This window comes from Hymenobacter norwichensis DSM 15439 (assembly GCF_000420705.1).
In the GTDB taxonomy this organism is placed as follows: domain Bacteria; phylum Bacteroidota; class Bacteroidia; order Cytophagales; family Hymenobacteraceae; genus Hymenobacter; species Hymenobacter norwichensis.
Genome location: NZ_ATVL01000009.1, coordinates 503,334 through 529,294, shown reverse-complemented (window position 1 = coordinate 529,294; position 25,961 = coordinate 503,334). Strand labels below are relative to the sequence as shown.

The window sequence follows — 25,961 nt, the reverse complement described above, 5'->3', positions numbered from 1 at the left end:
ATCCGGCGCCCTTTCTTTTCGCTACCACTTCGCCCCGTCATGAACTACCATAATATCCTGGCTGCCTTACTCTTGAGCGGTTTTACCAGTAGCGCTGCCCTCAGCCAATCAGTACCAGGCACTCGTCCTGGCAGCGCGCAGCCAAGTACGGCCGCTGCTGCTGAGCCCATTAGCGCCGCCAACATCAGCAAGTATTTGCAAGCAGTTTCCTCCGATGAAATGTTGGGTCGCAAGCCGTTCACTACGGGTGAGCAGCGCAGCACGCAATACCTGGCCGACGAGTTCAAGCGGCTCGGCCTGAAAGCCGTGTTGCCCGATGGCACCGGCGCGGGATCGGCTACCACGTACTTCCAGCCGGTGCCGCTGGTGGAAATTACTGGCACCCCGAACACTACCCTGCAAATAAAGGGCAACGGTCAGAGCCTGGACCTGCAATACAAAACCGATTTCGTAGCCTTCACCCAGCGCGAGCAGCCGCTAGTAAACGTCACGAACTCGCCGCTGGTATTTGCTGGCTACGGCGTGGTGGCCCCGGAGTATGGCTGGGACGATTACGCCGGCCTCGACGTGAAAGGCAAAACCGTGGTAGTGCTCGTCAATGACCCCGGCAACGCGGGCACCGACACCACCCTGTTCAAGGGCAAAGCCATGACCTATTACGGCCGCTGGACCTACAAATACGAAGAAGCCGCCCGCCACGGCGCCGCCGGCCTGCTCATCGTACACGACACCAAGCCCGCCGCTTACCCCTGGAGCGTGGTATTGAGCGGGGCCATCAGCCCGAAACTGCGCGCCCAAACCAGCAACAAAGGCGCCGACAAGTGCGCCCTGGAAGGCTGGCTGACGTTGGAAGCGGCTAAACGACTGTTCACTATTGCTGGCTCTAGCTACGAGCAACTGTACACCGCTGCCAACACCCGCGGCTTCCGGCCCCGGCCACTGGCTGGGCTCACGCTCACGGGTAGCATCCGCAACAAGACCCGCAGCCAGACCTCGCGCAACGTGCTGGCCGTGCTGCCCGGCACCACTCGCCCCAACGAGTACATCATCTACTCAGCCCACTGGGACCATTTCGGGGTGGGCAAAGCCATTGCCGGCGACTCCATCTACAACGGCGCCGTGGACGATGGCACCGGCCTAGCCGCCCTGCTCAGCATCGCCGAAGCCTTCCAGAAAACCAAGGAGAAGCCCCAGCGCAGCATTGTGTTTCTGGCCGTAACCGGCGAAGAACAGGGTTTGCTCGGCTCGGCTTACTACGCCCAGCATCCACCCTTCCCGCTCAACAAAACCGTGGCTGACTTGAACATGGACATGCTCTGGCCCTACGGCCCGATGAAGGACCTCACCGTTATCGGTTATGGGCAGTCGGAGCTGGAGGACTACGCCCGCGCCGCCGCTAAGGAGCAGGAACGCTACCTGCTGCCCGACCAAACGCCCGAAACCGGCATGTTCTACCGCTCCGACCACTTCAGCTTTGCCCACGTGGGCGTGCCCTCACTCTACGCCAGCGGCGGCTTCGAGAGCCGTACCGGCGGCAAGGCCACCATTGCCCAGCAGCGCCAGAACTACACCACCAATATGTACCACAAGCCTGCCGACCAGTTCGACCCTAGCTGGGACCTGACCGGCATTGCCCAAGATGCCCAACTCTATTTCCGCGTAGGCCAGCGCCTAGCCAGCGAAACCACGTTCCCGAAGTGGCGCGCCGGCTCGGAGTTCAAGGGCGCACGGGACAAGAGTATGGGCGGAAAGTAGGCGCTACAAGAAGATCATATGACGGCCAAAGAAGCGCTAGAGCACTTATGTTCGAATGATACTGAAGAACAGCTAGCTACTCTGAGGGAGCTTTCTGTGCTGAAAGCAATGCCCGAGCTATATGACATAACAGTAGCAAATCTCGCTAGCCCAGATAATGGAGTAGTATTCTTTAGTCTTGATATGTTAATCAAGAAGTATCCTATTCAAGTACAACGAGATGCAAAACTGCTTACCCCAAAACTGCTTCAGCTGCTCACCACAAACAATGGGCCTGTAGTTGACAGAGCTATCTGGGCCTTAAGCGTAACGGGCGAAAACTCAATAAATGAGCTTATTGAGTGCATTACTTCTTCTACCGATGACCGTAGCAAAGAAATGTGCACATGGGCATTGGGTAGAAACGCCCACATTCACCAGCATCCAACGCTGGTAATGTACACATTGAGGAGTCTATTACTGGATATCAATCCTCATATCCAGTACGTTGCCTTAAATGCTCTAATGGATATGAGTCCCCTTCGGCCTTTCGAACGGTTAGCCGGTGATAATTACGACTTCGAACCACTTTACACCGAGCTGGAAGCAATAGCGCAAGCCTTGCTGAAAATATATAGTGGTAAGCAGGAATGGCTTGAACGGTATCTTGAGCTTTTGCGCAATCGACACAAGCCAAGCAATTAAGCCTACCACCCCAACCAACCCTCCACCCGCAATCCGCATCTTCGCTACATGAAGAAACTCGGATTACTTGTGCTGCTGCTCGTTGCTACCCGTGCGGCCCGGTGCCAAACCGCGCCGGCCCCACTCCCTGATTCCGTGCAAACCTTTCTCGACAAGAGTTTGACGCTGCTGGAAACCTACTCGCTGGAACGGGGCACCGTGAACTGGCCGCAGCTGCGCCAAGCGGTGCAGCAGAAAGCCCAGGGTGCGCAATCGGTGCGGGAGTTGCTGCCGATTTATCCGTTTGTGTTCGAGCAGCTCAAGGACGACCACGGCTGGCTGACCTACAAGGGCAAAACCTACAAGTGGCGCAACCCGGCCCGCACGCCCTACACCAATACCGCCGTAAAAGCAGCGCTGGCGAAGAAGCCCAGCGTGCTGGTAAAGATGCTGCCTGGCAATATCGGCTACGTGCAGCTGCCGGGCATCAACGCCGGGGGCAGCTTGCAGGCCATGCGCGACGCGGCGCTGGTGGTGCAGGATTCTCTGTGTGGTATCTACCCCGATAAGGCCAAAGCCTGGATTATTGATTTGCGCCTGAACGACGGCGGCGCCATGGCCCCCATGCTAGCCGGCCTCGCCCCCCTCATCGGCGACGGGCATCTGGGCGGCTTCGTAGACAAAGACGGCAAGCCCGACCAGCAGTGGTACCTGCGGCAGGGCAACTTCTACATGGACACGATGCAAGTCACAACACTGCAAAACCGCTGCCCGGTGCGCCGCACCAACAAGCCCGTGGCCGTGCTGCTCAGCGGCATGACCGCCAGCTCCGGCGAAATTGTGGCCATCAGTCTGCGGGGGCGCCCAGCTACTCGCTCGTTCGGGGAGCCTACCTACGGCGCCACCACGTCCAACGAAAGCCACCGCATCAGCGGCAACTCCTACCTCACCATTGCCGGCATGCAGGAAACCGACCGGAACCACGTCATCTACAAAACCCACCTCCCCCCCGACGTACTTGTTCCCGGTGGCGACGACTTCACGGACCTGCGCAAAGATGCCAAAGTAGCGGCGGCGCTGAAGTGGCTGAAAACCGCCCGAAAATAGACTTCGAGCCATGTGGCAACTAGGGCGGCAACTCTTCAGCAAGCAAGTAGCTGATTTCGAGCAGGAGCTAAGAAAGACCGACGTAGCCGTGGCGAAAAGCATCAGTGGTTCATCCGCTGCTACGTCCGTGCGGCTTTCGGCAGCCCAAGTCAATGCTGTAGTCGAGCAGCGCAACGCAGCCTATAAGTACTACAAAGTGTTGATACTGCTGAACGGCGTTCCGGTAACTGGTGCTCAACTGGAAAAACAGCGCCGCAGCAAATCCAGGACATCAAAGTGATGAAGTCCAAGCCTGAAATGCAGGCCTATACGGAGGTGGAATTGAATGGTATTATCCTCGTTACTACGGGTGGTTGAGGTCATGCCCTCCAACCCATTCAGCCAGTACTACAAACCCGTATATCACTATTCAACAATACATTAACATACATCAATACCTATGCTACCCGCCATAGACACCTCAACTTTCTGGGACGATTCCGATTACTATACCAACCCCGCCCCACTCACTCCGGCTATGATTAGCCAAGCTGAAAAGGACTTGGGCTACAAGCTTCCGGGTTCTTATATTCAGCTGCTGAAAAGCAAAAACGGCGGTACGCCGCGCAACACGTGCTACCCCACTGCAACGGCCACCTCTTGGGCCGACGACCATATTGCCATCAGTGGCATCTGTGGTATTGGAGGCCAGTGGGGCATTGATTCCGACGAGTTGGGCAGCCAGTTTATGCTTGACGAATGGGGTTACCCTTCTATCGGTGTTGTGATGGCACAGTGCCCCTCGGCTGGTCACGATGCCGTCATGCTCGATTATCGGCGGTGTGGGGCGCAGGGCGAGCCGCAGGTGGTGCACGTCAGCGTGGAGGAGGACGAGGAACCGAACATCACCTTTCTAGCAAACAATTTTCAGGAGTTTCTGGCTGGTCTGGTAAACGAGGAGCAGTTTGCGGCGTCCGACACCGACGATGACTTCTCTGATTTTCAAGAGTTACCTACTCCCTCAGCCGACAAAATAGCAACTGATAGCGCCTCAAATCCTAGCTAACGACTTGACCCATGTGAGTCGGGCCGGTTTTCCGAACAGTTGCAGGAACTTTACCACTAAATACGTACGCCTCTGCGCCGTTGGTGCAGAAGCGTACATCATACAACTAACAGCAAGGCTGTTATAGCCGCGGGTCTACGGCCTCGCTTTCCAGAGCTAGCACGCCAAACACGCACTGGTGTACTTCCCGCAGCGGGGCGCCGGCCACGAACCGTTCCAAGCCTTCCACGCCGAGGGTGAACTCGCGTAGGGCCAGGTTACGCTTGGACTTTACACTTCGCTCACGCAGGCGCTCTAGGTTGCCGGGCAGCAGGTAGTCGGGGCCGTAGATGATGCGCAGGTACTCGCGGCCCCGGCACTTAAGGGCGGGTTGCACTAGCGTTTTCTGGCCGCTCGGGATGAAGTCGTAGGGCTTGACTACCATGCCTTCGCCGCCAGCCGCCGTGAGGTCCAGCCACCACTGGGTGGCGGCTTCCACATCGGCAATATCTTGGAGGTGCACCACGCGGTAGGGCGTGGCGCGGAGCAGGCCTTCATCGGCTAGACAAATAGCGCGTAGGGTTTCCATGTGCCAGGCGTGGTCTTTGTCGAAGTAAGTGCGGCCCTCGGTGGCTAGCAAGTGGAATGGGGCCAAGCGCAAATCGGCGAGGCTGTCCACCGGCCAGCAGTAGCGCCGGTAGGCTTCGGCATAGTGCTGGGCGGCGGTTTGACGGGCGGTAGTGCGGGCCAGCAGTGCCTCCACCCCCCCATCGAGGCCGCGGGCGGTGGCTTGGGTAAGTACGGCGGCGGCTTCGGGCAGGGCGGCGGTGGCGGCGGCCGCTACGGCCGCGTACTGGTTCTTAATCAGTTCCTGCGCCTTAGCCGACCACGGCAGCAACTCGGCATCCAGGCAAACCCAATCGGTGCTGAACCGCTCCCAGAAGCTAGCGGTGGTGAGGGCGTCTTGCAGGCGCGTCAGGAAGGCTGCTTCCAGCGCGGCGTCGGTGAAGAAGTTGCGGCCGGTGCGGGTATATACCTTGCCCGGCCCCTCGCCTACCACCCCGAAGCGGCGGCGCGCAGCGTCCTCGTTCTTGGCCAGCACCACCACCACGCGGCTGCCCATGTGCTTTTCCTCGCACACCACTCGCTCCAGCCCCTGGCGGCGGAAGTAGTCGAAGGCCTCGGCGGGGTGCTCCAGCATATCGGGCAGCGCCGAGGTTTCGGAGGGGCTCATGGTGGGCGGCAGATACAGCAGCCACTTCGGGTTGAGGGCAAACCGGCTCATCACCTCCAGCGCCGCCACCGCGTTTTCCTCCCGAATCGTCACGGACGGTAGCAGGCGCGTTTTGATGATCTGCTTGCCCGTCACGTCGCGGATATCAAGCAGGTCATCGTGGGCTTGTTGCGCCGTTAGGTGAGTTGCGGGTTGTGCGGTATCAGTTGCCAGTTCGTGCTGCTGACGCAGATAGTCGAGCGGGCGCACCGGCTCGCAGTACAGCTCAGCGGCTGGCACCGACACCAATTCCCGCTCGGGGTAGCGCATGGCCGTGAGGTGGCCGCCGAACACGCAACCAGTGTCAATGTCGATGGTGTTGTTGAGCCATTCGGCGGCGGGCACGGGCGTGTGACCGTACACTACCATGGCCCGGCCGCGGTACTCCGAAGCCCAATTGTAGCGCACCGGCAGCCCAAACTCATCGATTTCGCCGGTGGTTTCGCCGAACAGCGCGAAGGCCCGCACAGCGCCGGAGCCGCGGCCCTGCATTTCTTCGCGCATACCGGCGTGGGCCACCACCAGCTTGCCCCCATCGAGCACGTAGTGGCTCACTAGCCCATCCAGAAACTGCCGCACCTGGCTCTTAAACGTGTCTGACTCCGAAGCCAGCTGCTGTACCGTCTCGGCGAAGCCGTGCTGCTCATTTACTTGCTTGCCGTTGAGGTAGCGTAGTAGCTTAATATCGTGGTTGCCGGGCACGCACAACGCTTGGCCGCCTTGTACCATGCTCATTACCAGTCGCAACACCTGAGGTGAGGCTGGGCCCCGGTCCACCAAATCCCCCAAGAATAACGCCCGCCGACCCACCGGAGCTGTTACGCGCACGCCCAAGTCGCGCACATCCGTTATCGGCTGTTCCTCCACCGAATAGCCCAGTTCCGTGAGCAGCTGTACCAGCTCTTGGTAGCAGCCGTGCACGTCGCCGATAATATCAAAGGGGCCGGAGTCCTGCTTGCGGTTGCTGTGGAGCGGGTCGCGCACGATGGTTTGCACCGCGTCGACTTCCTCGGTGCCGCGCAGATGAAAAATGTGGCGGAAGCCTTCCTGTTTGAGCGTTTTGAGGCTGCGGCGCAGTTGCTGCCGCTGCTGCGGTACCACGTGGCGGCCCAGGTGCTGCCGCTCGGCACGCTGGCGGTTGCGGTCCTCGGCCAGACGGTCGGGCACGTCGAGAATGATGGCGGTGGGCAATACGTGGTAGTCGCGGGCCAGTTGCACGAGGGTTTTGCGGGCCTCGGGCTGCACGTTGGTGGCATCTATCACCGTCAGCAGCCCCCGCTTAAGGCGCAAGCCCACCAGGTAATGCAGCAAGGCAAAAGCCTCTGGCGTGGCCGATTGGTCGTTCTCATCATCGGCCACCAGCGCCCGGCACTGGTCCGACGACACAATTTCGGTGGCCTGAAACAGCCGCCGCGCAAACGTGGATTTGCCCGCCCCGGAGGTACCAATGAGCAGGACGAGCGAGAGTTCGGGGAGCTTGAGCGTATCTTGGAGCATTGGAATATAAAGGAATATCAAGTGCAGATAGTCACGCTATAACAGGCTTCTTGCTGCCAAATCCAAGCAAAACTCCATGACAATTCACGAGTTACTATCGACGCTCAAAGCTAACCTGAACCAAACGGATATTACGCTGTATCCCGGCGCGAGTGAGCAGCTGATTCAGCAGTTTGAACAGGAAATGGCCCTAGTTCTCCCCGCCGATTTCAAAACGTTCTACTTTTTGCAATGGGTTTCACTCCGCTGAGAACGAATTCCAAATGATTCTGCTAGAGGAAATATTAGACCAAAAATCACAGCTAAAACCCAAACATTTTTACTTGGCGGAATACCTTATCTACTGCGACTTATGGGAGGTTGAGCTAGGTGACGTTCCGGAACACTATCGTATTCATAATATGAATGTTACACTAACCACTTCGCTGGCTGTCTTTCTCAATCGGTTTCTACAAGGTGGCGTTTTTGAAGACAATGGACTTTACAACTGGCGCGAGGAAGCTAGACAACTACGTACTTGAATTAAAACGCTATTTTTCACACGGTTTTGGCGCTATGATTCAGCAGCATTATTTACTTATCTCGCCTACTTCCGCATGAAGCTTATTTGTCCATCCTTATAGGTTTCCGATAAACGTGGCTGAAGCTTGCCCCAATACGTTCGGGTGGCACCTTTCGGGTCTTTGCGCAAGCGGAACAGCACGTCGCCGGGCTTGAACTGCTGGTAGTCGTTGCCGTCTACCAGTTGCAGGAAGGTGATTTGAGCGTCCTGAGCACTCCCCGTGCCCCGCACTTTCAGTTTCATGTATGTTTGCTGGCCTTCCACACTAAGCAGCCCACCGAGGGCTCTGCTGTCCTGTGGTTGCAGACTGAGTTTCCACATCATGGCCATACTGTAGCCAGCCAGGGCTTTCACAGGTTTTTCCTCGTATTGGTAAGTGCCCATCCAGTTTTGCACGCCAGTAGCTGCGGGCGCCGCAAATGCCAGAACAGACCAAAGGAGCGGGCGCACGAGCAACGTTATCATAAGTGGAAGCGAGAATAATGAAACACAACTTCTGAAACGCTAGCCGGCTGCATCTGGTTGGGGTGGATTAGTGTGGCTAGCTTATTATGAACTTGCATCAGAATACGTGCATCTGGCCAGATGCAGCAAAGTTGAGTTACAACGTGTAGGTTTGAAAGGCATCTGCCGACGTGGCGCATGCTCATTATTTATATCTGATAGTTGTTATGCGCATTCCTGTAGTGGCTGCCATAGTGGGCGTCCAGTGCCTGAGCCTTCCTTTAGCTGGCGTAGCCCAAACCATATCGGCGGGGGCCGATGAGCCAGTGGAGCTGCTTACCATTTCACCCGACTCCGTAACCCGCAACCTATATAGGCGCACCCGCGTCCGGTCCATAGTAAAGGTCCGGCTGAATGGGGAGGGCGACGTCCGGGATACGGTGTCATACCAGGAGATAGATACGGCGGGGCGTTTTTTGCGGCTTGATACCTATTTGCCCCCGCACGCCCACCAGCAATGGAGCTACGATGCACAGGGACATTGCGTTAGTCTTGTTCTATACCCAACCCCAAACTTGGTGTACTCCTACCTCTTCAACTATAACCCAGAATTGGGCAGCAGCACCCACCAAGGGTTGCGGCCTAATGGCAAGTTGTTCACTATCAGCGAAACTACTTTAGAGCAGCGGGCTGACACGTTGATAAAGGAAACCCGCACCCAGCGCACTCTCACCGGGGAGGCAGTAACGGGATTGAAAGCGTACCAGCGCACTACGCGCTATACTCCCCACCCGGATACGGTACTGCTATTGCACTCCCGGTATACCTATTCGGGTCAGTTGCTGAGTAGTACTGCTACGTACCGGCTAAGCCGCCAAGGCCGCCTCTACGAAACCGGGGAGTTGGACCTCGCGAAAGCAGCCCGGCTGCAAAAGATCAGCGCGTTTATAAAATTCAAAATCAAGACACTCACTTACAAACAGTTGGTATCTGCTATGCGCCATACGCAAGGGCTTGTTCCCAGACAGTGGTGGCGTTATGATATCCACAATCGAGTGGTACAACACACCAATCGGCAGCGGCTAAATCAGCAGGGGCAATTCTCTGAAACGATGACCAAGTATTCGTATAATATTATCAATCAACTGATTGGCTCTGAGCTTACCACTTTCGGTCTTCAAACTCCCACGCAAACATCTTACACCGTATTCTCTTATCTGCCCTCTGGTCTGCTTCAGGGCGAAACCTCGAATGCTCGTAGTGAGAAACCTGTTTTTTATCGCTACTTATATCAGTATTACGAGTAGGCCTACCTCGCGGACGGTATAGCAGCGGCCATTACGCTGGCTGATTACTGCTTACCTCACAAAAAAGGGAATGAAGCCAGGCTTCATTCCCTTTTTTTGTGAGTAATAACTGCTAAACGGGCGTATTAAGAACAACCCGCGTGCCGTTGCTTACTTGCTCACGAGCAGGCGCTGGTTGGTCACCTTGCCGTTGGTGATGAGCTGGCAGTTGTACACGCCGGCAGCCAGTGGAGCACCGTTCAGCGTAGCGCTGTAGAGGCGGCTGGCTTCCACTTGGCCGTCGTAAAGCGTAGCCACTAGCACACCCAATTGGTTGTAGACTTTCACCTGGGCCGTACCGGCCTGCGTGGGGCGGAACGACACGGTAGCCTGGTCGGTTACCGGGTTCGGATAGGCTTGCAGCTGGCTTTCGTTGCTAAGGCTAGCACCCGACGTAGCGTTGCTGCCGCGGCTAGCAATGCTGCTGGTACAGGTGGCATCGGCTTGGATGATAACCGTCACGGTCTGCGTAGCCACGTTGCCGGAGTTGTCAGTTACGGTGATGGTCACTGGGTTGGGGCCCACGTTGGCGCAGGTGAAGGTGCTCGGGCTAATGCGTACTGAGGCAATACCGCAGTTGTCGGTGCTGCCGTAGTCAATATCGGCAACCTGAATGGTGCGGGTGCCGTTTTGCAGCTGCGTCTGGAAGCCGGCAGCCAGAATACGCGGCGCCGTGTTATCCACCACAAATACCGTGACGGTCTGCGAGGCCGAGTTGCCGGCATTATCACGCACGGTGATAGTTACCTGGTTGGGGCCGATGTTGGCGCAGGTGAAGCGGGTTTTGTCGAGCGTCATCGAGGCAATGCCGCAGTTGTCTGTGCTGCCGTAATCCACGTCGGCGGCTTCAATGGTGCGCGTACCATCAGCTTCCAAACCCACAATAAAGCCCGCGGCCAGGATAGTAGGCGGCGTTACGTCGTTTAGGCAGGGATTAGCTACGGCGGCAATGGCCTGCTCGGCCCGTACGAAGCCGAAGCCCGTGCGCAAATCGTAGCCGGTATCGAAGCCAGTAGTGAAGGGGTCATCCATGTCGAGAGCCGTGCTGGTCAGCGCATCCTCAATGGCCTTAGGCGTGAGCGTGTTGCCCGCAGACTGCTGCATGAGGGCAGCCACGGCGGCTACGTGTGGCGCGGCGGCCGAGGTACCGAAGAAGTTGGGGAGGTTATCCGCATCGGCTGGCGTATCGGCCCCGAAGAATGTGTTGTTGCCGCCATCTGGGCCTACCACGGCAATGTTGCGGCGGATTTTGCTCGGGTCATAGCCCGTGTCTACGCCCGCCGTCGTAATAAATACCGGCGTGCCACCCAGTGCCGAGAAGCCGTTGACAACCGGACGAGTCAGGTTGGTATTGAAGGCTGGCGTGTTGAACCACGCGCTGGCGCCAGTGGCTACCGCGCCGGCCGAGTTGTTGTGGCCGTACGAGGTGGAGCTGTTGGTAGCGTACTCTGTGATTACGGAGCTTCCGAAGTCAACGTACTTTATTACAGCCGGATCAGGACCAGCCGTTTTTGTAATAGCAATTTCAATTGTTGCGCCACCAGCAGCCGTCAGGCTCAGAATTTCGGATGGGTCGCCGCCAATGTTGTTGCCCAGCCGAGACAGGTTGGTCAGCAGGGCCCCGTTGAAGTACACCAGAACGTTGAGGTTAGTCCGGGCGCCGGCGCCACCGCTAACCGAGAAGAATGGGTCAGCCCACTGCAACGCCAACCGAACATTGCCACCCGCTGGAATCGTAACGGTTTGCCGGGTATCTACTGTCCCGTCTGTTCTGAAGTTATGTGCCTCCCCGTAATTCACCCCATCCACAATAATGGATTCTCCGGAATTGCGGAAAGGTGCTTGGTACGACTTGTTGGCCTGATTACCAGCCGAGCTGAAGTACGATACATTACGAGCCACCACTTGGTCAACGGCCTGGGCAATAATGCCGTCCTGGAACATCGGCTCGTCCAGATAGATAACGTCGTCGACGATGACGTTGCAGCCGGAGTTGGCCAGCTGTACAATGCCGCTAGCGAAAGAAGCCTGACCCGCAAATGCTGTGTGAAAAGCAATTTTGGCGTCCGGCGCCACGTCGTGCACGATTTCGGCCATGGCGCGGCCTTCATCTGAACCGGTAGGCAGGTCTAGGAGCACCTGCACGTCGTTGGGCAGGTCGCCGGAGGCTACGCCCGCGGCAGGCCCGCCGGCAATGGCGCCGTAGGTGTCGGAAAGTACGCCCACTTTCGAGCCTGAGCCCGTTACGTTGTAAGTGGTTTTGGCTTTGTCAGAGCCCATGGCCTTGTCGCCTTCCGACGTTACGGCGCCCACGTTGTGCATGGGCTGGTAAGATGGCGCAACCTGGTGCAGCGTGTTAATCTGCTCCAGCTGGTCGATTTTATCGATGGGGAACTCACCCGATACCATCCGGCCAAACACTGCGCCGTTTTTCAGCCCCAGCTTTTGCAGGGTTTTGAGCAACGCGCGGCCATCGGCCTGCTCGGAGGCGGCATCAATTACCACGTACCCGTTTCTAACCTGTAACAGGTCTGCTTTCTGCAACCCACCACCAATGGTCGTACGGGATGCTGTAGTGGATTTATTGGCTAGCTCACGTAGCTCAAGGGTCGCCTTGAACTTCTGTTCTTTTGCCTTACCCTGTTGCGCGTAGCTGCTGGTGAGGGTGCCGAACAGCAAGCTGGTACAAGCGACTAGCCTGCCCAGTTGGAGTACTGTTTTTTTCATGTAGGTGTGGGAGATAGATGAAATGATTGTACGCCACAAGGTATAAGTATATTTATAAATAATGTCATTATATAAATAAAATCAAATGCGTATAAGATTGTTTATACACTTGGCACCTTCAAAGGATTCTCGGACTGAAACCTTGCGCTACTATGTTCCTGCTTGACTGTTGCCCACTACCACGCCTAGCTGATACGCCTGCCGATAAATCACTGCTCCAATAGCTTTACTATCAATGTGTTACCTAAACCACCGACACGGCAAAACCGGCTGCTTACTTTGCAGCCTGGGTTTCTGCCCAAGAAGTACCGGCTACTTACTGGACACCCGTTATCCGAAATTCCACGCGGCGGTTGAGTTGGCGGGTAATTTCCCGGTCGTTGCTGGCGCGGGGCTGGGTACCGCCTAGCCCTACCCCTCTGATGCGCTTCGGCACGATGCCCAAACCGATGAGGTAAAGCCGAATGGCCGTCACGCGCTGCTCACTCAGAATCTGATTTTTCTCGGCGGGGCCCACGTTGTCGGTGTGCCCGCGCAGCTCAATGGTAAGCTTGGGGTTTTCTTTCAGGATGGCCAGCAGTTCATCCAGGGCTGGGTAGGCCGCCGGCAGCAGCCGGGTGGTGCCCTGCTCGAATTGCACGTTATCCAGCCGCAACGTGGTGCCCACCGTGAAGGGCCGAAGCAAAATATCCTGCATGTAAGGCCCCGCCAGCGTCCGGTAGGTGCTGTCGGTGGTGAGGTAGCCCACCAGGCGCACCCGCGCAGCGTAGTCCTTGTTGGCCTGCACCGGCACGGCAAATGACCCATCGGGCGCCAGTGACGCAGCAGGACCGAAGCCGCCGCTACCACTAGCCAAGTGCAGGCGCAACTGGGCCTGCGGCAAGGGCTTCAACGTAGCGGCATCGAGCACGCGCCCACGCCACACGGCCGGCGCCGGGGGCAGCGCTGCGGCCGTAGGCATGGCCGGAACGCTTTGCCCAGCTGGCCGGGCATCGGGGTCGGGGACCTGAAACAGGTTGCAGCCCGCCAAATCGGTATAGATGCCGCTGCGCACCCGGTAGGCCTCGCGCCGCTCCAAATCCACCCGGTACAAAGAATTGGGCCCGGCCAGAAACAAGCGGCGGCGGCCGGCTTTGTCGATTTGCAGCAGCACGTCGCTGTAGCCGCCTTTCTCGGGCAGGCCATCCAGAGAAATCATTTCGGGGGCGGGCTGCCGGGTGTTCAGGTCCACCTTTATCAGGGAGCCATCGGTGCTGTATATCTGGTAGAGTGTATTGGCATCGTCGAGGCAGAAATTGCCGTGCGAACCTGCCCCCGCAAACCCGATAGTTGAGTAGTAGGACGCCTGCCGCACGGGGTCGGTGGCCCAAATTACGGTTACGGAGTTGTCGGCGGGGCTAACTTTCACCAGCTGGCTGGCGTCGGCGGTACTGAAATACAAGTCGCCCCGCTCGTCGGTGGCGGCCGAAATCCAGACGGTTTCCGGGCCCTGGGCCGGCAGTTGCCAGGGGGTGTACTCGCCCTGCCGGGTGGTGGGGTTGTAGCGGTACACGTATTCGGGGGCGTTGGTGGGGGCCTTGGTCACCGAGTACAGGCAGTTGTCGAAGCCCTTGGCCAGCGCGTACGACTGAAACGGCAGCACCTGCCGGTGAATTTTGGGCGAGGCGGACGGGTCCGTCACGGAAAACTCGTGAATCGTGCGGCAGTCGTCCTCCCAAATATCGTTGACGTAGCGCAGGGCCGCAATGCCGTACATCTTGTCGTCGCACTGCTGCCCGGCGGGGTAGCGGCCGGCTGGCTGGTTGGTAAACCCAAACGAATCCACCACCTGCTGCCCTTCGGCCAGGGCGCGGCCCTCCTGCCCGACTGTGGCCCAGTATTCCAACTGAAACTCTTGGTTGCCGCGCCATACCCGGCGCCCCAGCACATGCACACGGGTAGCGCCTATTGAGTCCGAGGCGAAAGTGTAATCGTAGCGCAGCTCCTGGTAGCTGCCGGCGTCATGCTGGTCGAGGCGCAACACCTGGGAACGGGGCAAGCGCCGGACACTGCGCCACAGTGAATCCTGCTGATTTCGGGCCAATAGATTTGGGGGTTGCTCGGGCAACAGCCGCACAATCAGTACCACCGCCGGGGCGAGTTTCGAGGTATCGCCGGCAAAGAAAGTCGTTTCGGTTTTACTGGCGTTTTGGCGCAGTTGCCACGCCTGCGGGTACGTGAGCTGGTAGCCCGCCTGCGGATTCGCGTACACTTGCGGGGTGGCTGGCACCTGCGCGTACCCCATCAGCCAGCACCCCACTAAAAACAACGTCAACAAGCCCTTCATACGTAGTGGCAACAACCAATAATTTGTCAAGTAAGTGCAAAAAATCATACGGCGCCGTGTTAGACGCAGTGAAGCAGACGCACCTGCTATGATTCCTTGTTACTTGCCTTTTATCGACTCCTACCCTACCGAATTCCTAAGCTTTTCAGTATCAAGACTTCTACTCCCTAACGTGCGCCCAGCCTACCGCTCAAACACCGCCAGCTGCGACGGCGCGCCGACCTCCTCATATTCCGGCCCTAGCGGCTCGGTACGCACCCGGTAGTTGTGGCGCTCGGCCACGCCCGCGGCCCACTCGGCAAACTGCGCCCGGGTCCACTCGAAACGGTGGTCGGTGTGGCGGAACTGGCCAGCCGACAGGGTTTCGTAGCGCTGGTTGTAGTCGGCGTTAGGTGTTGTGACGAGCACGGCTCCCGGCCGGGCCCGCGCAAATACCACCTGCTCGAAGGCGGCCAGCCGGCTTTCATCTAAGTGCTCGATAACCTCCACCACGGCTGCGGCATCATAGCCAGCCAGGCGCGGGTCGTGGTAGAGCAAGGAGCCCTGCACCAGCGTAAGCCGCTCCCGCTGGCGCGGCGGCATTTCCGCTACGTGCAGCCGCTCGTGGGCCCGCTGTAGCTCTTGGTGCGACACCTCCATGCCCAGCACATGCTCGACGTGCGGAATCTTGAGCAGGCGGCGCAGTAGTTTGCCTTCGCCACAGCCCAGGTCCAGTACCCGCTTGGCCCCCAGGCGCCGGATTTCCTCGGCTACTCGGTCCAGCCGAATATCGTGCAGCTTGTGCTTAGCGGCGGCCGGTTCGGTGGCTTCATCTGCCGTGGCCGTTGCGGGGTCAGTGGTTTCTTCGGCAGTTAGTTCTTCGTTGGCAACGTCGTCGGCGGCGGCCAGTTCGCCGGCCAGCAGGCGCTCCAGCGTGGGGTTGATGAACTCGGCGAAGCGCAGGTAGCGCCGCGTGATAAACTCCCGCTCGGGGTGCTGCGGCAGCCACTCACCACCGCGGTGCAGCAGCTTCTCAGCCTCCGACCGCCCAATCCAGTAGTGCTTGTCGCCGCGGTCGAGCACCGGAATCAGCACGTAGAGGTGGCTCAGCAGGTCGCGCAGGCGGAGGCCGGGGTGGCGCAGACGCAGCGTGTAGTAGCGGCTGTCGCCCCAGTCGGGCATGGTGGGGTCGAGCGGATGGGCCTGGGTTTCCACCGCGTAGCCCAAGGGCCCGAAAAGGCGGTGCAACTGCTCGGCACCGGCCGCGGGCATTACGGCCACGGTTACCTCCAAAGGCAGCAACGTTTCGGGTAGCTCCGGCCGGTCTTTGCAGGTGCCGTTCATGGCCGTATTGAAAGCCTTGGACAAAGCCGTACTCAGAAACGACGAAGCCGCGTAGGGCCGGTCGTTCACGTATTGTTCCAGCGCAAACCCCTCCCCGGCCGGGCCGCGGTGGTTGCGCACCAGCGCAATCGGGTCGATGTCGAGCAACAAGGCGGCGGTACAGCGCTCGGCCGTGGCTTCGGAATAGAAGATATGGGCCTGCCCGTAGGCAATATCCACGGATTGCAGCCGCGCCGGGTTTTTGTGGAGCAGGTAGCCCAGGTCGGTGGCGGGCTGGTGGGTGGTGGAAATTGTGAGAAGCATAGTAGGGATACTAAATAGAATACGGCACCACCCAAGGCAGGCCGCAGCAAGATACGGAAGCCGGCCGCATCGAGAGCCGTATAGCTTTGTGACTTTAAATAGACAGTTTATAGCAACTCACACCCAAATACGGCCGTCATGCAGAGGCGCCGCCGAAGCATCTCGCGTGCTGACGTCAGGATTACTGTTGCAACCTCAGCACGCGAGATGCTTCGCTCCGCTCTGCATGACAGACGGCCTTTGTTAGGCAACTATCCATACGGCCTGAAAATTGGCTTTCTGCGTCTAATACTCTTACACGCAAACGCCCCGGCTGAATTATCAGCCGGGGCGTTATGCAGATGCCAACGGCGGAGCTACCGGGTGCTGGTAGTATCGGTGAGGGCTAGCAGGAAGGCTTTCAGGGCCTTTTGGTCGGGGGCGGAAAGGTTGAGCGGGGTATCGGGTAGGGTTTGGTTGTCCACGGTCAGGCCCAGGCCTTTACCGCCACCTTTATTATAGAAGTCGATGACCTGCTCCAGGGTTTGGTAGGCGCCGTTGTGCATGTAGGGCGCTGTGAGGGCCACGTTGCGCACGGTCGGAATCTTGAAGGAGTGGCGCAGTTGGGGCAGTTGCACCTGCACATAGCGGCCCTGGTCGGTATCGAGGCGGCGAGCGGCGGGGGTGGCCGGCACGCCCAGCACCTCCGATTCGGCCTCGGTGAAACCGGGCGGCACCGTGCCGTTGAACAGCGGCGCGAAGTGGCAGGTCCCGCACTTACCGGCTCCCATGAACACGTTGAAACCCCGGATTTCCTCCGCATTCAATGCCTGCCGCTCGCCCCGCACGTGCTGGTCGAAGCGGGAATTGAGCCGCACCAGGCTCCGCTCGTAGGCCGCCAGGGCCGTTTGAATCTGTACCGGTGTGATGGTGGCCTTCGCTCCTACCTCGCTCTGCGGAAACGCCCGCCGAAACTGCTGCACGTACTCGGGGCGGCGGGTTAGCTCGCGGGCGGCATCTTCCAGGGAGCCGTGCATTTCGTCGCGGTTACCCACCACGTCCACCGCCTGGTTTTCGAGGGTGGTGGAGCGCAAATCGTAGAACTGGCCGGCTTGCAAAGCGGCATTGAGGATGGTGGGCGTGTTGCGGCGGACCAGGCCGCCGGGCGTGAGGGTGGCGTTTTTGGCTAGGCCGTCGGTGAAGGCTTTGTTGGGCTGGTGGCAGCTGGCGCAGGAGCGGCCGTTGCCCGCCGACAGCACCGGGTCGTGGAACAGCTGGCGGCCTAGCGCTACCCGGGCCGCGGTGCGGTAGTGGCCGGTGGTAGGCGCGTAATAATCGGGGTTGAAGGCGGCTGAATCAAAGAGCGTGGCGGCATCGGACCGCAGGGCGCGCACTTCCTGGAAGGGCTGAATGCCCAGTTCGCGCTGGCAGGCCAACAGCGCCTGGCCCAGCGGGTTGGCGTGGTCTTTAATGAAAGTCAGCCGGTCGAAGGCGTTGAAATCGGGGTGCAACTGGGCGTAGCGAGCCGCTTGCGTGAGCTGTTGCTGGGCGGTGGCGTAGGCTTGCTGCTTTGGCTTGGCAGCAGATGTAGTAGGCGCGTAATACGCCAGCACGGGTTGCAGGGCGGCCAGGGTGGCGGCCGTTTCAGGGAAGGTGGCGGCGGGGCTGAGAGGCGTGTCGAAGCCGGTGATACCCAACGACACCACCCGAAATACGTGCAGCCGCAACACGTCGAATACGTGGGCATCGGTGAGTTCCTGCACTTCCCAGCGGGTGCGGGCGTTGCTGATTTCGCGCTGCACGGCCCGCACTTCGCGCACTAATTCGGCGTGGTTGGCAGCATCATACTCGGGGTAAAGCATTTCTTCCAGCACCTGAAAGCCGCCGGGCTCGAAGTCCTTGTTTTCGGCCACTTCCACCTCCCCAATGGGGGGGCCGTTGAGCAGGCGGGCGGTGCCGGGCATGTAGTATTCGGTGAAGGGCTCCACCCGCTTATACAGTAGCCGGCAGGCCCGGAAGCTGCGCCGCAACGAATCAAGAGACGTACCGCGGGTAGCCAGCGGCAACAGTTGCTGCCGCACGTGCCGATCAAGGCGAGCCAGCTCCTGCGCTACGTGCTGCTGCACTTGCTGCGCGGGCGTGGCGGCCGGCTCCGTAGCCGTGGCCCCCGACCGGGAGCAGGCCCCCGCCAGGGCCAACAGCGCCGCCACCAGCAACGGCGCACACGAGCGAAGAACAACCAACAACTGAGAGAACATGGAAAGCGAAAAAAGTCGGGACGCCCCTATGCCAATAGCCCCCCGCCGATAATCGGCGGAGGGCAGGATGCTGGCTAGGAATCAAATAAAATAATGCTGGGCTTAGCGCTGCACGCCGCGCACGATGACCACCTGGCCGCCTTCCTTGTTCTTGTTGCGGGTTTCGCTGGAGCCGTCGGCGTTCAGGTACTTATCGTCCTGCCAGGTGTGGGGGTGCAGGTTGAGCAGGAAGGTGTTGGGCACGCCCACCAGGTCGGAAATATCCTGCATGGCGCCGTACTCCCAGGTGCTCAGGCGCTGGTCGTTGCTTTTGTTGTACTTGGCGTTGAAAGTGGCATCGGTGCGGCGGTGGTTCATTTCCAGCATTGGCTTGAGCTGCTTGTTGCTCATGCCGTACTGCCACACGCGGCCGTCGTGGCGGTTGTTGGCGTAGAACGAGTCCCCGTCTTCCTGAATGTACACGAAGTCGTTGGTCACGCACAGGTTGTCGGGGTTCACGATGCTGTTGCCGGGGTCGGTGCTGCCATCCACGGTTACTTCCAGCTTGCCACGCAGCACGTTGTCGGCCTGCATGGTGAGCTTGTACACGCGGCCCCACATGGTAAAGCCGGTTACGGGCGTCACCTTATCCGACTGGCTGACGCCAGTGGCGGTGAAGTACACCTCGCGGCCGGCGCCGTTGCCGCCTTTGCGGTAGTCCACGTCTTCCACGCGGGCAAACTGAATGGCGTTTTTGGCCACCGACTGCGCCGCAATCTGAGCGCCGGTAGAGGTTTTGGCGTTGTCCACTTCCACAAACTCCACGTCGTACTGCTGGCCAGCCACCATGTTGGTTTCAATCGGGTCGGCGTTGGTGCGCTTGAGCATGTAGAGCTTGCCGTTGTCCAGGTCGCCCACGGTGTTGCTCACGTAGGCAATCAGCTGGCCGTTGCCGCCGTCTTCGCCAATGATAATAACCGTTTTGCCAGGATAAGCGTCTTTGGGCAGCGGTACGGCGTTTTCCATCGAAGCGTGGCCTAGGGCCGGCTTCATACGGCCGCGGTCCTTCTTGTTCACAGCGCCGAGCGGGTCAATGGCGTGTACCATGCTCTCCCCGTCGGTTTCGCCGGCGGTCAGGAACATGGGGCCGAAACCGTGCTCCTCGGGCATAGCCAACGTGGCCGAGCACAAGCGGAAGTTGCCGCCGTCGCCGTCCAGAATGTACTCGCCCTTCGTGGGTTTGAAGGTTTTGTCGAGGTACACCCGCGACACCGAGAACATGATTTCGTGGTTGTTGAGCAGGATGTAGCCTTCGCCGTTCGGGTTCTTGAGGATGCCCGAACCATCAGGCTGCGCCCCGAAAATGAAGTTGGGCGACTCCGGCAGCACGTCGTCGGAGCTGATGAGGGGCAGAATTTCCAGATTATCGAAACCGGGCAGTGCCTTCACCAACGCCGGGTTCACGGAGTGAGCTTTTAGCACCACTTCGGAAGTCGGATTGGATTCGTTGTCAGAGTCGTTGCAGGCACCGAGCAGGGCCAATAGCAGCAACGCAGGCAGCTTAGGCACAATGGCGTAGCGGTTGAAATTCATAGCGGTAAAAGGAAACTGGAGATTGGTTTAATGATGCTGCAAAGGACTTGCTCCACCGTTATTACATTGTTACGGACCTGTTATTGAACTGCTACTTTCTAGATAGGACCGTAACACCCCTGTATGATTTACGTAAGGCGGCGCGACCTTGGCGCAGCAAAAAGCCCCACCCGATAACCGGATGGGGCTTGGTAGCAATGCAGTAATAATAATGCGGCCTAGCAATAAGACACGAAAGCAAGTCTAACGAACCACCAGCTTGGAGCTGGCGCCATCCTCGGCGCGGAGTACATACACACCCGGCGCGAGGCCCGCCGTTTCAAACTGCTGCGCCTTGCTCAGGGTGCGTACCGGACGACCCAGCACATCGTGCAGAGTGCCGCTTACGGCACGGCTCAACTGCACCCGGCCGCCCTGGCTTGGGTTCGGGTAGAGGTGCAGCGGTGTAGCCGGGCGGGCAGTAGCCGTGCTGAGCACGCCGCGCAACCCAATCTGGTACACGGCCACGGTGCTGCTGACTTCGTTGGCTAGCAGCAGCAGCGGCTGGCCGGTCGGGCTGTTGGCGGCCGACACGAATACCAGTCCTTCGGGGCCTTGGTCGCCGGTACCGGTAGTCAGGCTGCGGTTGTTGAGGTACTGCACCAGGCGCGGGTTGGCCGGGTCGTTCACGTTCATAATCAACACGCCACCCTGGCGCTCCATGCTGATAAAAGCGTACACCGTGTCCCGGATCATGCCGATGGTCGTGCCCTCCGGCTCGGGGCCTTTATCGTCGGAGCGGTTTTTCCGGACGGGGTTGCCGGTGGTATTGCTGGCGTTGAAAATGCTGCCGAACGTGGGGTCGGTGCTGGTGAGGCGTTCTAGCAGGTCGCCGCTGTCGTGCACCAGCGCGCCGTTGGTGGCGTTAAGAATGCTGAACGAGCGGCCCCCGAAAGCGTAAATCTCATCGAAGTCCCCGTCACCGTCGGTGTCGCCGAGGCGGTTAGTTACGTTCAGGCGGCCTAGCGCACTGTTGTTTTTCAGCGTGGCCGCCTGCGGAAAGGCCGTGGGGTCGAGCACGTAGCCAGCCGCCCCAAGGCGCACGACTTCGGAATAGCCCCCGTCGTAGTCGCGCGCGTCGCCTTCGTTGGCAGTGATGAGGTAGCGGCCACCACCCAGAGCGGCGGGCAACTCAAACGAGGCAATGGCATCGGGCTGCCGCATGCCGCGCACCGGCCAATTGGCCAGTAGCACGTCGGCGGCCTGGTCGGAGGCATCGAAGCTGAAGCCAGGCTGGCTGTGGTCTTGGTAGCCGATGGGCCGCAGGCTGGTAAACTGCAGCGTAGCCAGGTCCAGCGTAGCTATGGCGTTATTTTCCTGCAAGCCGATGTAGGCCGTGCGCGAATCAGCGGATACGGCCACATACTCGGGCTCCAAATCCTGCGCTACCGAGCTGACGGGCGCCGTAGCCGGCCCGCCATAGATGCGGATACCCGAGGCACGCAACGCCGCCGCCTGCGAGTTGTAGCCACTGAAATCAACGGTAGTGGCGTTGGCCTGCGTGACATTGGCAATGCCGCCGCTCACATCTACCACCGTTACCGAACCCAACGGGTCGTTGGTATAGGCTGGGTTGGGTTCTCCCTCATTGGCCGAAATAACGTAGCGGCCATCGGGCGAGAAAGTTACCATGTCGGGCAGGGCGCCAGTCGTGAGCTGCTTGATGAAGGTACCATTCTGGTCGAAGAACACCAGCTTGCCGGGATTTTGCAGCACTGCATCCTCCACGGCACACACCACTAGCCCGTTGCGTACCGCCACCGAGTTGATACCGCCGTAGGGCGCCATATTAATGGAAGCCACCGGCGTAATACCACCCGGCGTCGCGAAGTTGAGAATATCGAGCTTGCCCCCGATGGAGTTGGCCACGTACAGGCGCTGCGTTGTGGGGTCGTGGGCCACAATTTCGGCCGAGTTGGTGCCGCTCACGCCATTCTGGTAGCTACCCAGCAAACTCAGGCGCAGGTTGCCGACGCGGGCTGGCGCTTGGGTGTCGTTGTCTTTAATGTACACCAGAAATTCGGTGGCGCCGGTGGTAAGGGTAGCGTTGGTGGGGTTCTGCAAGCGCACTGTGAAATACTCGGCGGGCTCGGCCGTGGCATCATCGGTTATGGGCAGCGTGAGCGTAACCGGCGTGGAACTGCCCGGCGTGAAGGTGATGGTTTGAGGGCTGGCAAACGTGAAGTCGGTGCCGGCCGTGGCCGTGCCGAGCGGCGCCACCACCGCCTGCACGGTACTGGCCGTAGCGTTGGCGTTGCGGATACTCAGCGGCAGCACCACCGAGCCGGCATTTTCGGCTACAATAAGCGGCGTAGTAGTTCCCGTGAAACCCAAGTCGGGAGTTGGCACTACCACCGTGCCTTGGCCCAAACTTACCTGGTCGAAAGCCACCCAGTCGTCGTTGCCGTTTTGGCGCACGGCCAGGCGCAGGCGGGCATGCGTACTGCCGGCGGGTACAGCCACCGTGACGGTGGTCCAGGCCTGGGTATCCTTACTGAGTTGGGTGTAAGTGCGCGGCACCGGCCACGTGGTGCCGTTGTCGAAGCGCACCACGTACGCCAGCGAATCAGGGTTGTCGAGGGCGTTGCTGAAGTATTTGAAGGTAATGGTATTGGCCGCCGTGCTACCCGATTGAATAGCTACCGGCGCGAAGTCCAGATAATGCCAGATACTGGCGTTGGCCGTGAGCGGACCTTCTAGGTCGCGCCCGCCCCACAGGTTGGCCCCCGCTGAGGGCGTAGCCACGGTGAGGCCAGAGCCCGCCGTACCGATAGTGGTTAGCACAGCCCACTGGTCGGTGGCAGCCAGGTCGTTGTAAGTGGCCGGCGTGGGCGTGTACGCCCAAGTGTCGGTGGTGGCATTCTCGAAGCTCTGCGCTACCGACTGAGCGTGAACTGCCGTAGTGGCTACACTCAGCGCCAGCACGGCCAGGCCGGTTTGCACTCCCGATAGTAAAGTTTGACGCATCCTTGGGAAGGTTGATGATGGAAGCGTCAAAGCTACCGGGCACCTATTACGGCAGGGTTATCTGATAATTACCAAATGGTGAAGCTCAGCCTATCAGGTTGGCGGCCCTGTCCGTAGTCATGACGCTACTCGCAGGCTTCCCGCCCAGGAACTCGCTGTACCAATGTCCGGAGTCTTTGATGGTGCGGCGCTGAGTTTCGTACTCCACGTGCACCAGCCCAAAGCGCGGCCCGTAGCCTTCGGCCCACTCGAAGTTGTCAGTAAATGACCACGCGAAGTAGCCATCCACCCGCACGCCTTCCTGGCGGGCCCGTAACACTTGCCCGATGCAAGCCCGCAAATAGGCTTGGCGCTGCGGGTCGTGCACGTGCCCGGCGGGGGTGCGAGTATCCGGAAAAGCCGCGCCATTTTCCGTTACACGCAGCATTGGCGCATTTGGGTAATTAGCAAATTGCTTAACTATTTGGTATAAGCTCTCTGGATACACCTCCCAGCCCATATCAGTGTGAGGGACGCCACGGGGCGCGGCTCCTACTAGCGAGGCCCAGAGCAGCGGCACGTAGGGTGAGTGGCGCACCACTTCGCGCGTGTAGTTCTGCACGCCCAAAAAGTCGAAGTCGAAAGGCAGGCGCTGCTCGTCGCCGGGCTTGATGTAGCGGTCCATCCAGCCAAGCAGCGGCACGTCGGCTACGGGGTAGCCTAGGCCCAAGGCTGGCTCCACAAACAAGCGGTTGAGCAAGGCGTCGGCGCGGCGGGTAGCGCGAGCGTCGCGGGCGTGGTTAGGCCGCCAGGGTGTCACGTAGGAGCACGAAAAGGTGGTGCCAATCTGGGCGCCGGCCGGTAGAATGGCACGCAAGGCCCGGCCACCTTCGGCCTGGGCCAAAGCCGCGTGGTGAGTGGCCGCCAAGAACGCCCCCAAGCTGCGGCGGCCTGGCGCATGGATACCCAATAGGTGGCCGGCCCCAGTGAATACCATCGGCTCGTTGAGCACCATCCAGTGCTGCACCCGGTCGCCGAGGCGGGCGGCTACCCGCTGGGTGTAGTCGGTGAACCAGCCCACCACGTCGCGGTTGGTCCAGCCGCCAAGCTGCTGCAAAGAGGCCGGCAAATCCCAGTGGTAAAGGGTGGGCCAGGGCGTGATGCCGCGCTCCAAACAACCATCCACCAATCGGTCGTAATAGTCTATACCCTTTTGATTAAACACCCCTATTCCATGTGGCATAATCCGCGACCATGCGATGGAAAAACGGAAATTATCTATGGCCATTTGGTTCATCAGGTCTAAATCCTGGGGCCAGCGGTGGTAGAAGTCGGTGGCTACTTCGGCGGTTTCGCCGCGCTTGACGCGGCCGGGTCGGCGCACGAAATCGTCCCAGATGCTAGGGCCTTTGCCGTCCAGATTCCAGGCTCCTTCCGTTTGGTACGCCGCCGCCGACACTCCCCACCGAAAGTCGGCGCCGAAATCAGCTCGGGAAAAGTTGGCAGGGGTAGTTGGAGGAAAGAAAGCGTCGGGGAGCATGCTGAAAAGAGTTAAACGGAGGCTAGACTTATAGATAATAGGCGGCTATAGCTATACGGAGCGCAGAAGCTGGGCAGTTGGGGGCAGGAAATGGAGATACCACGCCTCTCTCCTGCTTACGGCAACGCGCAACAGGCTAGTGCTGGTAGCCGGCAGAGCCTACCCAACGCAAATGGAGTATCGGTTATGTTCAACGGCTACACGGCTGCCACCAACGATTCGGCTAGCAGTTTGTCTAGCACCTCACCGGTTTCATCGGGATACTCAACGGGCACCACGGTGCCGTTACGCAGCCAATCGTCCAGCACTCCCAGGCTTTTATCCTTTAGATTTTTCACTACCGGCACGCCCATATCTGCCAGGGCGGCGGCGTTGCAGGCCTGCTCATACTGGTTGCGCATGGGCACCACCAACAACTTCTTACCCAAATACAGCGCCTCGGCTGGCGTCTCGAATCCGGCCCCACACAACACGCCGGCACTGCGGGCCAGGCTGCTGGTGAAAGCCGCGCCACTCACCGGCCGCACTCGTACGTTGCCGTGCTCCGACTCCTGCGTACTGTGCTTGCTGAACACTTCCCAGCGCACGTCGCGGCTCAGGTAACGCAGGCGTTTCACCAGCGTTTCTTCGTCGAAGGCGGGCAGGTACACGGTGTAGTGACCGTCGTTTTGCGGGGCCAGATTGCGCACCTGCTGCCGAATAACGGGCGTGGTGGTATGGGCGTCGTAGCGCTGAAAATGAAAGCCGAAGTGCTGAGTGGCGGGGGCATAATGGCGCAGCACGGCCCGGCCTACCATGTCCTCATTCTTGGGGCGGGGGGCGGCGGCGCTGAGTACGGCACTTTGGTGGCTGAGCGCCACGCACGGCACGTTGCGCAGCCGGCAGGCCCACGCCGACACCGGCTCGAAATCGTTAATCACTAAATCGTAGCTTTCTACGGGCAGCATCCGCATTTCGCGCAGAAAAGCGGTGGAATTTAACTGCCAGAACGTTTTCACGAAATTGATGCCCCCCTTCTTCCCGAAGATAAAGCCCATGCCGTGGCAGCGGTAGCGCACCGAAAACGGCAGTTGGATATCGGCGGGCGGGCCGCTCACCAGCAAATCAACCTGCGAAGCCCGCGCTTGTAGCAGCGGGATAATATCGAGGGCGCGGCTCAGGTGGCCGTTACCGGTACCTTGGATGGCATAGAGAATTCGGGGCATTCTTTCTTAGTGATACGTAGCGCCTGGTTGGTGGTGGCGGGTTGTTTAACAGTTGTAGGCGGACGAGAAGCG

The 25,961-nt window shown here is 59.5% G+C and carries 17 protein-coding genes; 7 read left to right on the top strand and 10 right to left on the bottom strand.

Going from position 1 to position 25,961, the window contains the following annotated elements:
* Positions 1-39: 39 nt before the first annotated feature.
* From G536_RS28525 to G536_RS28520, 5 genes are all read left to right on the top strand, one after another.
* A complete protein-coding gene (locus G536_RS28525) occupies positions 40-1,755 on the top strand; it encodes a M28 family metallopeptidase (protein WP_022824826.1) in 1,716 nt (571 codons plus the stop codon).
* An 18-nt stretch (positions 1,756-1,773) separates the two neighbouring features.
* On the top strand, positions 1,774-2,439 hold the full coding sequence (locus G536_RS0117110; RefSeq protein WP_022824825.1) for a hypothetical protein: 666 nt from the start codon (positions 1,774-1,776) through the stop codon (positions 2,437-2,439).
* A gap of 48 nt (positions 2,440-2,487) precedes the next feature.
* A complete protein-coding gene (locus tag G536_RS0117105) occupies positions 2,488-3,525 on the top strand; it encodes a S41 family peptidase (RefSeq protein ID WP_022824824.1) in 1,038 nt (345 codons plus the stop codon).
* Positions 3,526-3,535: 10 nt separating this feature from the next.
* Positions 3,536-3,805: a hypothetical protein gene (locus G536_RS0117100; protein WP_022824823.1), complete on the top strand. Its 270-nt coding sequence runs from the start codon at positions 3,536-3,538 to the stop codon at positions 3,803-3,805.
* Between the two features lie 159 nt (positions 3,806-3,964).
* Complete coding sequence (locus tag G536_RS28520) at positions 3,965-4,570, top strand: SMI1/KNR4 family protein (RefSeq protein WP_022824822.1); 606 nt, start codon at positions 3,965-3,967, stop codon at positions 4,568-4,570.
* A 121-nt stretch (positions 4,571-4,691) separates the two neighbouring features.
* Here the strand turns inward: G536_RS28520 and G536_RS0117090 are convergent, their stop codons facing one another.
* A complete protein-coding gene (locus tag G536_RS0117090; RefSeq protein WP_022824821.1) occupies positions 4,692-7,319 on the bottom strand; it encodes a polynucleotide kinase-phosphatase in 2,628 nt (875 codons plus the stop codon).
* A gap of 76 nt (positions 7,320-7,395) precedes the next feature.
* Here G536_RS0117090 and G536_RS32270 point away from each other — a divergent pair, with 76 nt between their 5' ends.
* Positions 7,396-7,569 (top strand): SMI1/KNR4 family protein, encoded by a 174-nt coding sequence (locus tag G536_RS32270; protein ID WP_022824820.1) that lies wholly within the window; start codon positions 7,396-7,398, stop codon positions 7,567-7,569.
* Positions 7,570-7,905: 336 nt separating this feature from the next.
* On the opposite strand, the gene G536_RS0117075 is transcribed toward G536_RS32270, so the two are convergent.
* On the bottom strand, positions 7,906-8,346 hold the full coding sequence (locus G536_RS0117075; RefSeq protein WP_157530715.1) for a DUF5991 domain-containing protein: 441 nt from the start codon (positions 8,344-8,346) through the stop codon (positions 7,906-7,908).
* Between the two features lie 206 nt (positions 8,347-8,552).
* Between G536_RS0117075 and G536_RS0117070 the strand changes: the two genes are divergently transcribed.
* Complete coding sequence (locus G536_RS0117070) at positions 8,553-9,632, top strand: hypothetical protein (RefSeq protein ID WP_157530713.1); 1,080 nt, start codon at positions 8,553-8,555, stop codon at positions 9,630-9,632.
* A gap of 150 nt (positions 9,633-9,782) precedes the next feature.
* On the opposite strand, the gene G536_RS30845 is transcribed toward G536_RS0117070, so the two are convergent.
* From G536_RS30845 to G536_RS0117030, 8 genes are all read right to left on the bottom strand, one after another.
* Positions 9,783-12,398, bottom strand: a complete 2,616-nt coding sequence (locus G536_RS30845) for a S8 family serine peptidase (protein WP_084708670.1) — start codon at positions 12,396-12,398, stop codon at positions 9,783-9,785.
* Between the two features lie 316 nt (positions 12,399-12,714).
* Positions 12,715-14,724, bottom strand: coding sequence for an OmpA family protein (locus G536_RS0117060; protein WP_022824815.1), 2,010 nt, complete (start codon positions 14,722-14,724; stop codon positions 12,715-12,717).
* A 183-nt stretch (positions 14,725-14,907) separates the two neighbouring features.
* Positions 14,908-16,350: a 3' terminal RNA ribose 2'-O-methyltransferase Hen1 gene (locus tag G536_RS0117055; RefSeq protein ID WP_022824814.1), complete on the bottom strand. Its 1,443-nt coding sequence runs from the start codon at positions 16,348-16,350 to the stop codon at positions 14,908-14,910.
* Positions 16,351-16,706: 356 nt separating this feature from the next.
* Positions 16,707-18,587, bottom strand: a complete 1,881-nt coding sequence (locus G536_RS0117050; protein ID WP_022824813.1) for a cytochrome-c peroxidase — start codon at positions 18,585-18,587, stop codon at positions 16,707-16,709.
* Positions 18,588-18,689: 102 nt separating this feature from the next.
* Complete coding sequence (locus tag G536_RS0117045; RefSeq protein WP_022824812.1) at positions 18,690-20,159, bottom strand: PhoX family protein; 1,470 nt, start codon at positions 20,157-20,159, stop codon at positions 18,690-18,692.
* 243 nt (positions 20,160-20,402) lie between these two features.
* Positions 20,403-23,165: a choice-of-anchor I family protein gene (locus G536_RS30840; protein WP_084708668.1), complete on the bottom strand. Its 2,763-nt coding sequence runs from the start codon at positions 23,163-23,165 to the stop codon at positions 20,403-20,405.
* Positions 23,166-23,250: 85 nt separating this feature from the next.
* The gene (locus G536_RS28505; protein WP_022824810.1) at positions 23,251-24,684 is read right to left on the bottom strand and encodes a GH1 family beta-glucosidase; all 1,434 of its coding nucleotides are present in this window, start codon (positions 24,682-24,684) and stop codon (positions 23,251-23,253) included.
* 197 nt (positions 24,685-24,881) lie between these two features.
* A complete protein-coding gene (locus G536_RS0117030) occupies positions 24,882-25,889 on the bottom strand; it encodes a glycosyltransferase family protein (protein ID WP_022824809.1) in 1,008 nt (335 codons plus the stop codon).
* Positions 25,890-25,961: the final 72 nt, after the last annotated feature.

What these genes read in the sequence shown, in the direction of transcription:
- G536_RS28525 (WP_022824826.1), top strand. Translation starts at nt 40, where the DNA reads ATGAACTACCATAATATCCTGGCTGCCTTACTCTTGAGCGGTTTTACC.
- G536_RS0117110 (WP_022824825.1), top strand. Translation starts at nt 1,774, where the DNA reads ATGACGGCCAAAGAAGCGCTAGAGCACTTATGTTCGAATGATACTGAA.
- G536_RS0117105 (WP_022824824.1), top strand. Translation starts at nt 2,488, where the DNA reads ATGAAGAAACTCGGATTACTTGTGCTGCTGCTCGTTGCTACCCGTGCG.
- G536_RS0117100 (WP_022824823.1), top strand. Translation starts at nt 3,536, where the DNA reads ATGTGGCAACTAGGGCGGCAACTCTTCAGCAAGCAAGTAGCTGATTTC.
- G536_RS28520 (WP_022824822.1), top strand. Translation starts at nt 3,965, where the DNA reads ATGCTACCCGCCATAGACACCTCAACTTTCTGGGACGATTCCGATTAC.
- G536_RS0117090 (WP_022824821.1), bottom strand. Translation starts at nt 7,319, where the DNA reads ATGCTCCAAGATACGCTCAAGCTCCCCGAACTCTCGCTCGTCCTGCTC.
- G536_RS32270 (WP_022824820.1), top strand. Translation starts at nt 7,396, where the DNA reads ATGACAATTCACGAGTTACTATCGACGCTCAAAGCTAACCTGAACCAA.
- G536_RS0117075 (WP_157530715.1), bottom strand. Translation starts at nt 8,346, where the DNA reads ATGATAACGTTGCTCGTGCGCCCGCTCCTTTGGTCTGTTCTGGCATTT.
- G536_RS0117070 (WP_157530713.1), top strand. Translation starts at nt 8,553, where the DNA reads ATGCGCATTCCTGTAGTGGCTGCCATAGTGGGCGTCCAGTGCCTGAGC.
- G536_RS30845 (WP_084708670.1), bottom strand. Translation starts at nt 12,398, where the DNA reads ATGAAAAAAACAGTACTCCAACTGGGCAGGCTAGTCGCTTGTACCAGC.
- G536_RS0117060 (WP_022824815.1), bottom strand. Translation starts at nt 14,724, where the DNA reads ATGAAGGGCTTGTTGACGTTGTTTTTAGTGGGGTGCTGGCTGATGGGG.
- G536_RS0117055 (WP_022824814.1), bottom strand. Translation starts at nt 16,350, where the DNA reads ATGCTTCTCACAATTTCCACCACCCACCAGCCCGCCACCGACCTGGGC.
- G536_RS0117050 (WP_022824813.1), bottom strand. Translation starts at nt 18,587, where the DNA reads ATGTTCTCTCAGTTGTTGGTTGTTCTTCGCTCGTGTGCGCCGTTGCTG.
- G536_RS0117045 (WP_022824812.1), bottom strand. Translation starts at nt 20,159, where the DNA reads ATGAATTTCAACCGCTACGCCATTGTGCCTAAGCTGCCTGCGTTGCTG.
- G536_RS30840 (WP_084708668.1), bottom strand. Translation starts at nt 23,165, where the DNA reads ATGCGTCAAACTTTACTATCGGGAGTGCAAACCGGCCTGGCCGTGCTG.
- G536_RS28505 (WP_022824810.1), bottom strand. Translation starts at nt 24,684, where the DNA reads ATGCTCCCCGACGCTTTCTTTCCTCCAACTACCCCTGCCAACTTTTCC.
- G536_RS0117030 (WP_022824809.1), bottom strand. Translation starts at nt 25,889, where the DNA reads ATGCCCCGAATTCTCTATGCCATCCAAGGTACCGGTAACGGCCACCTG.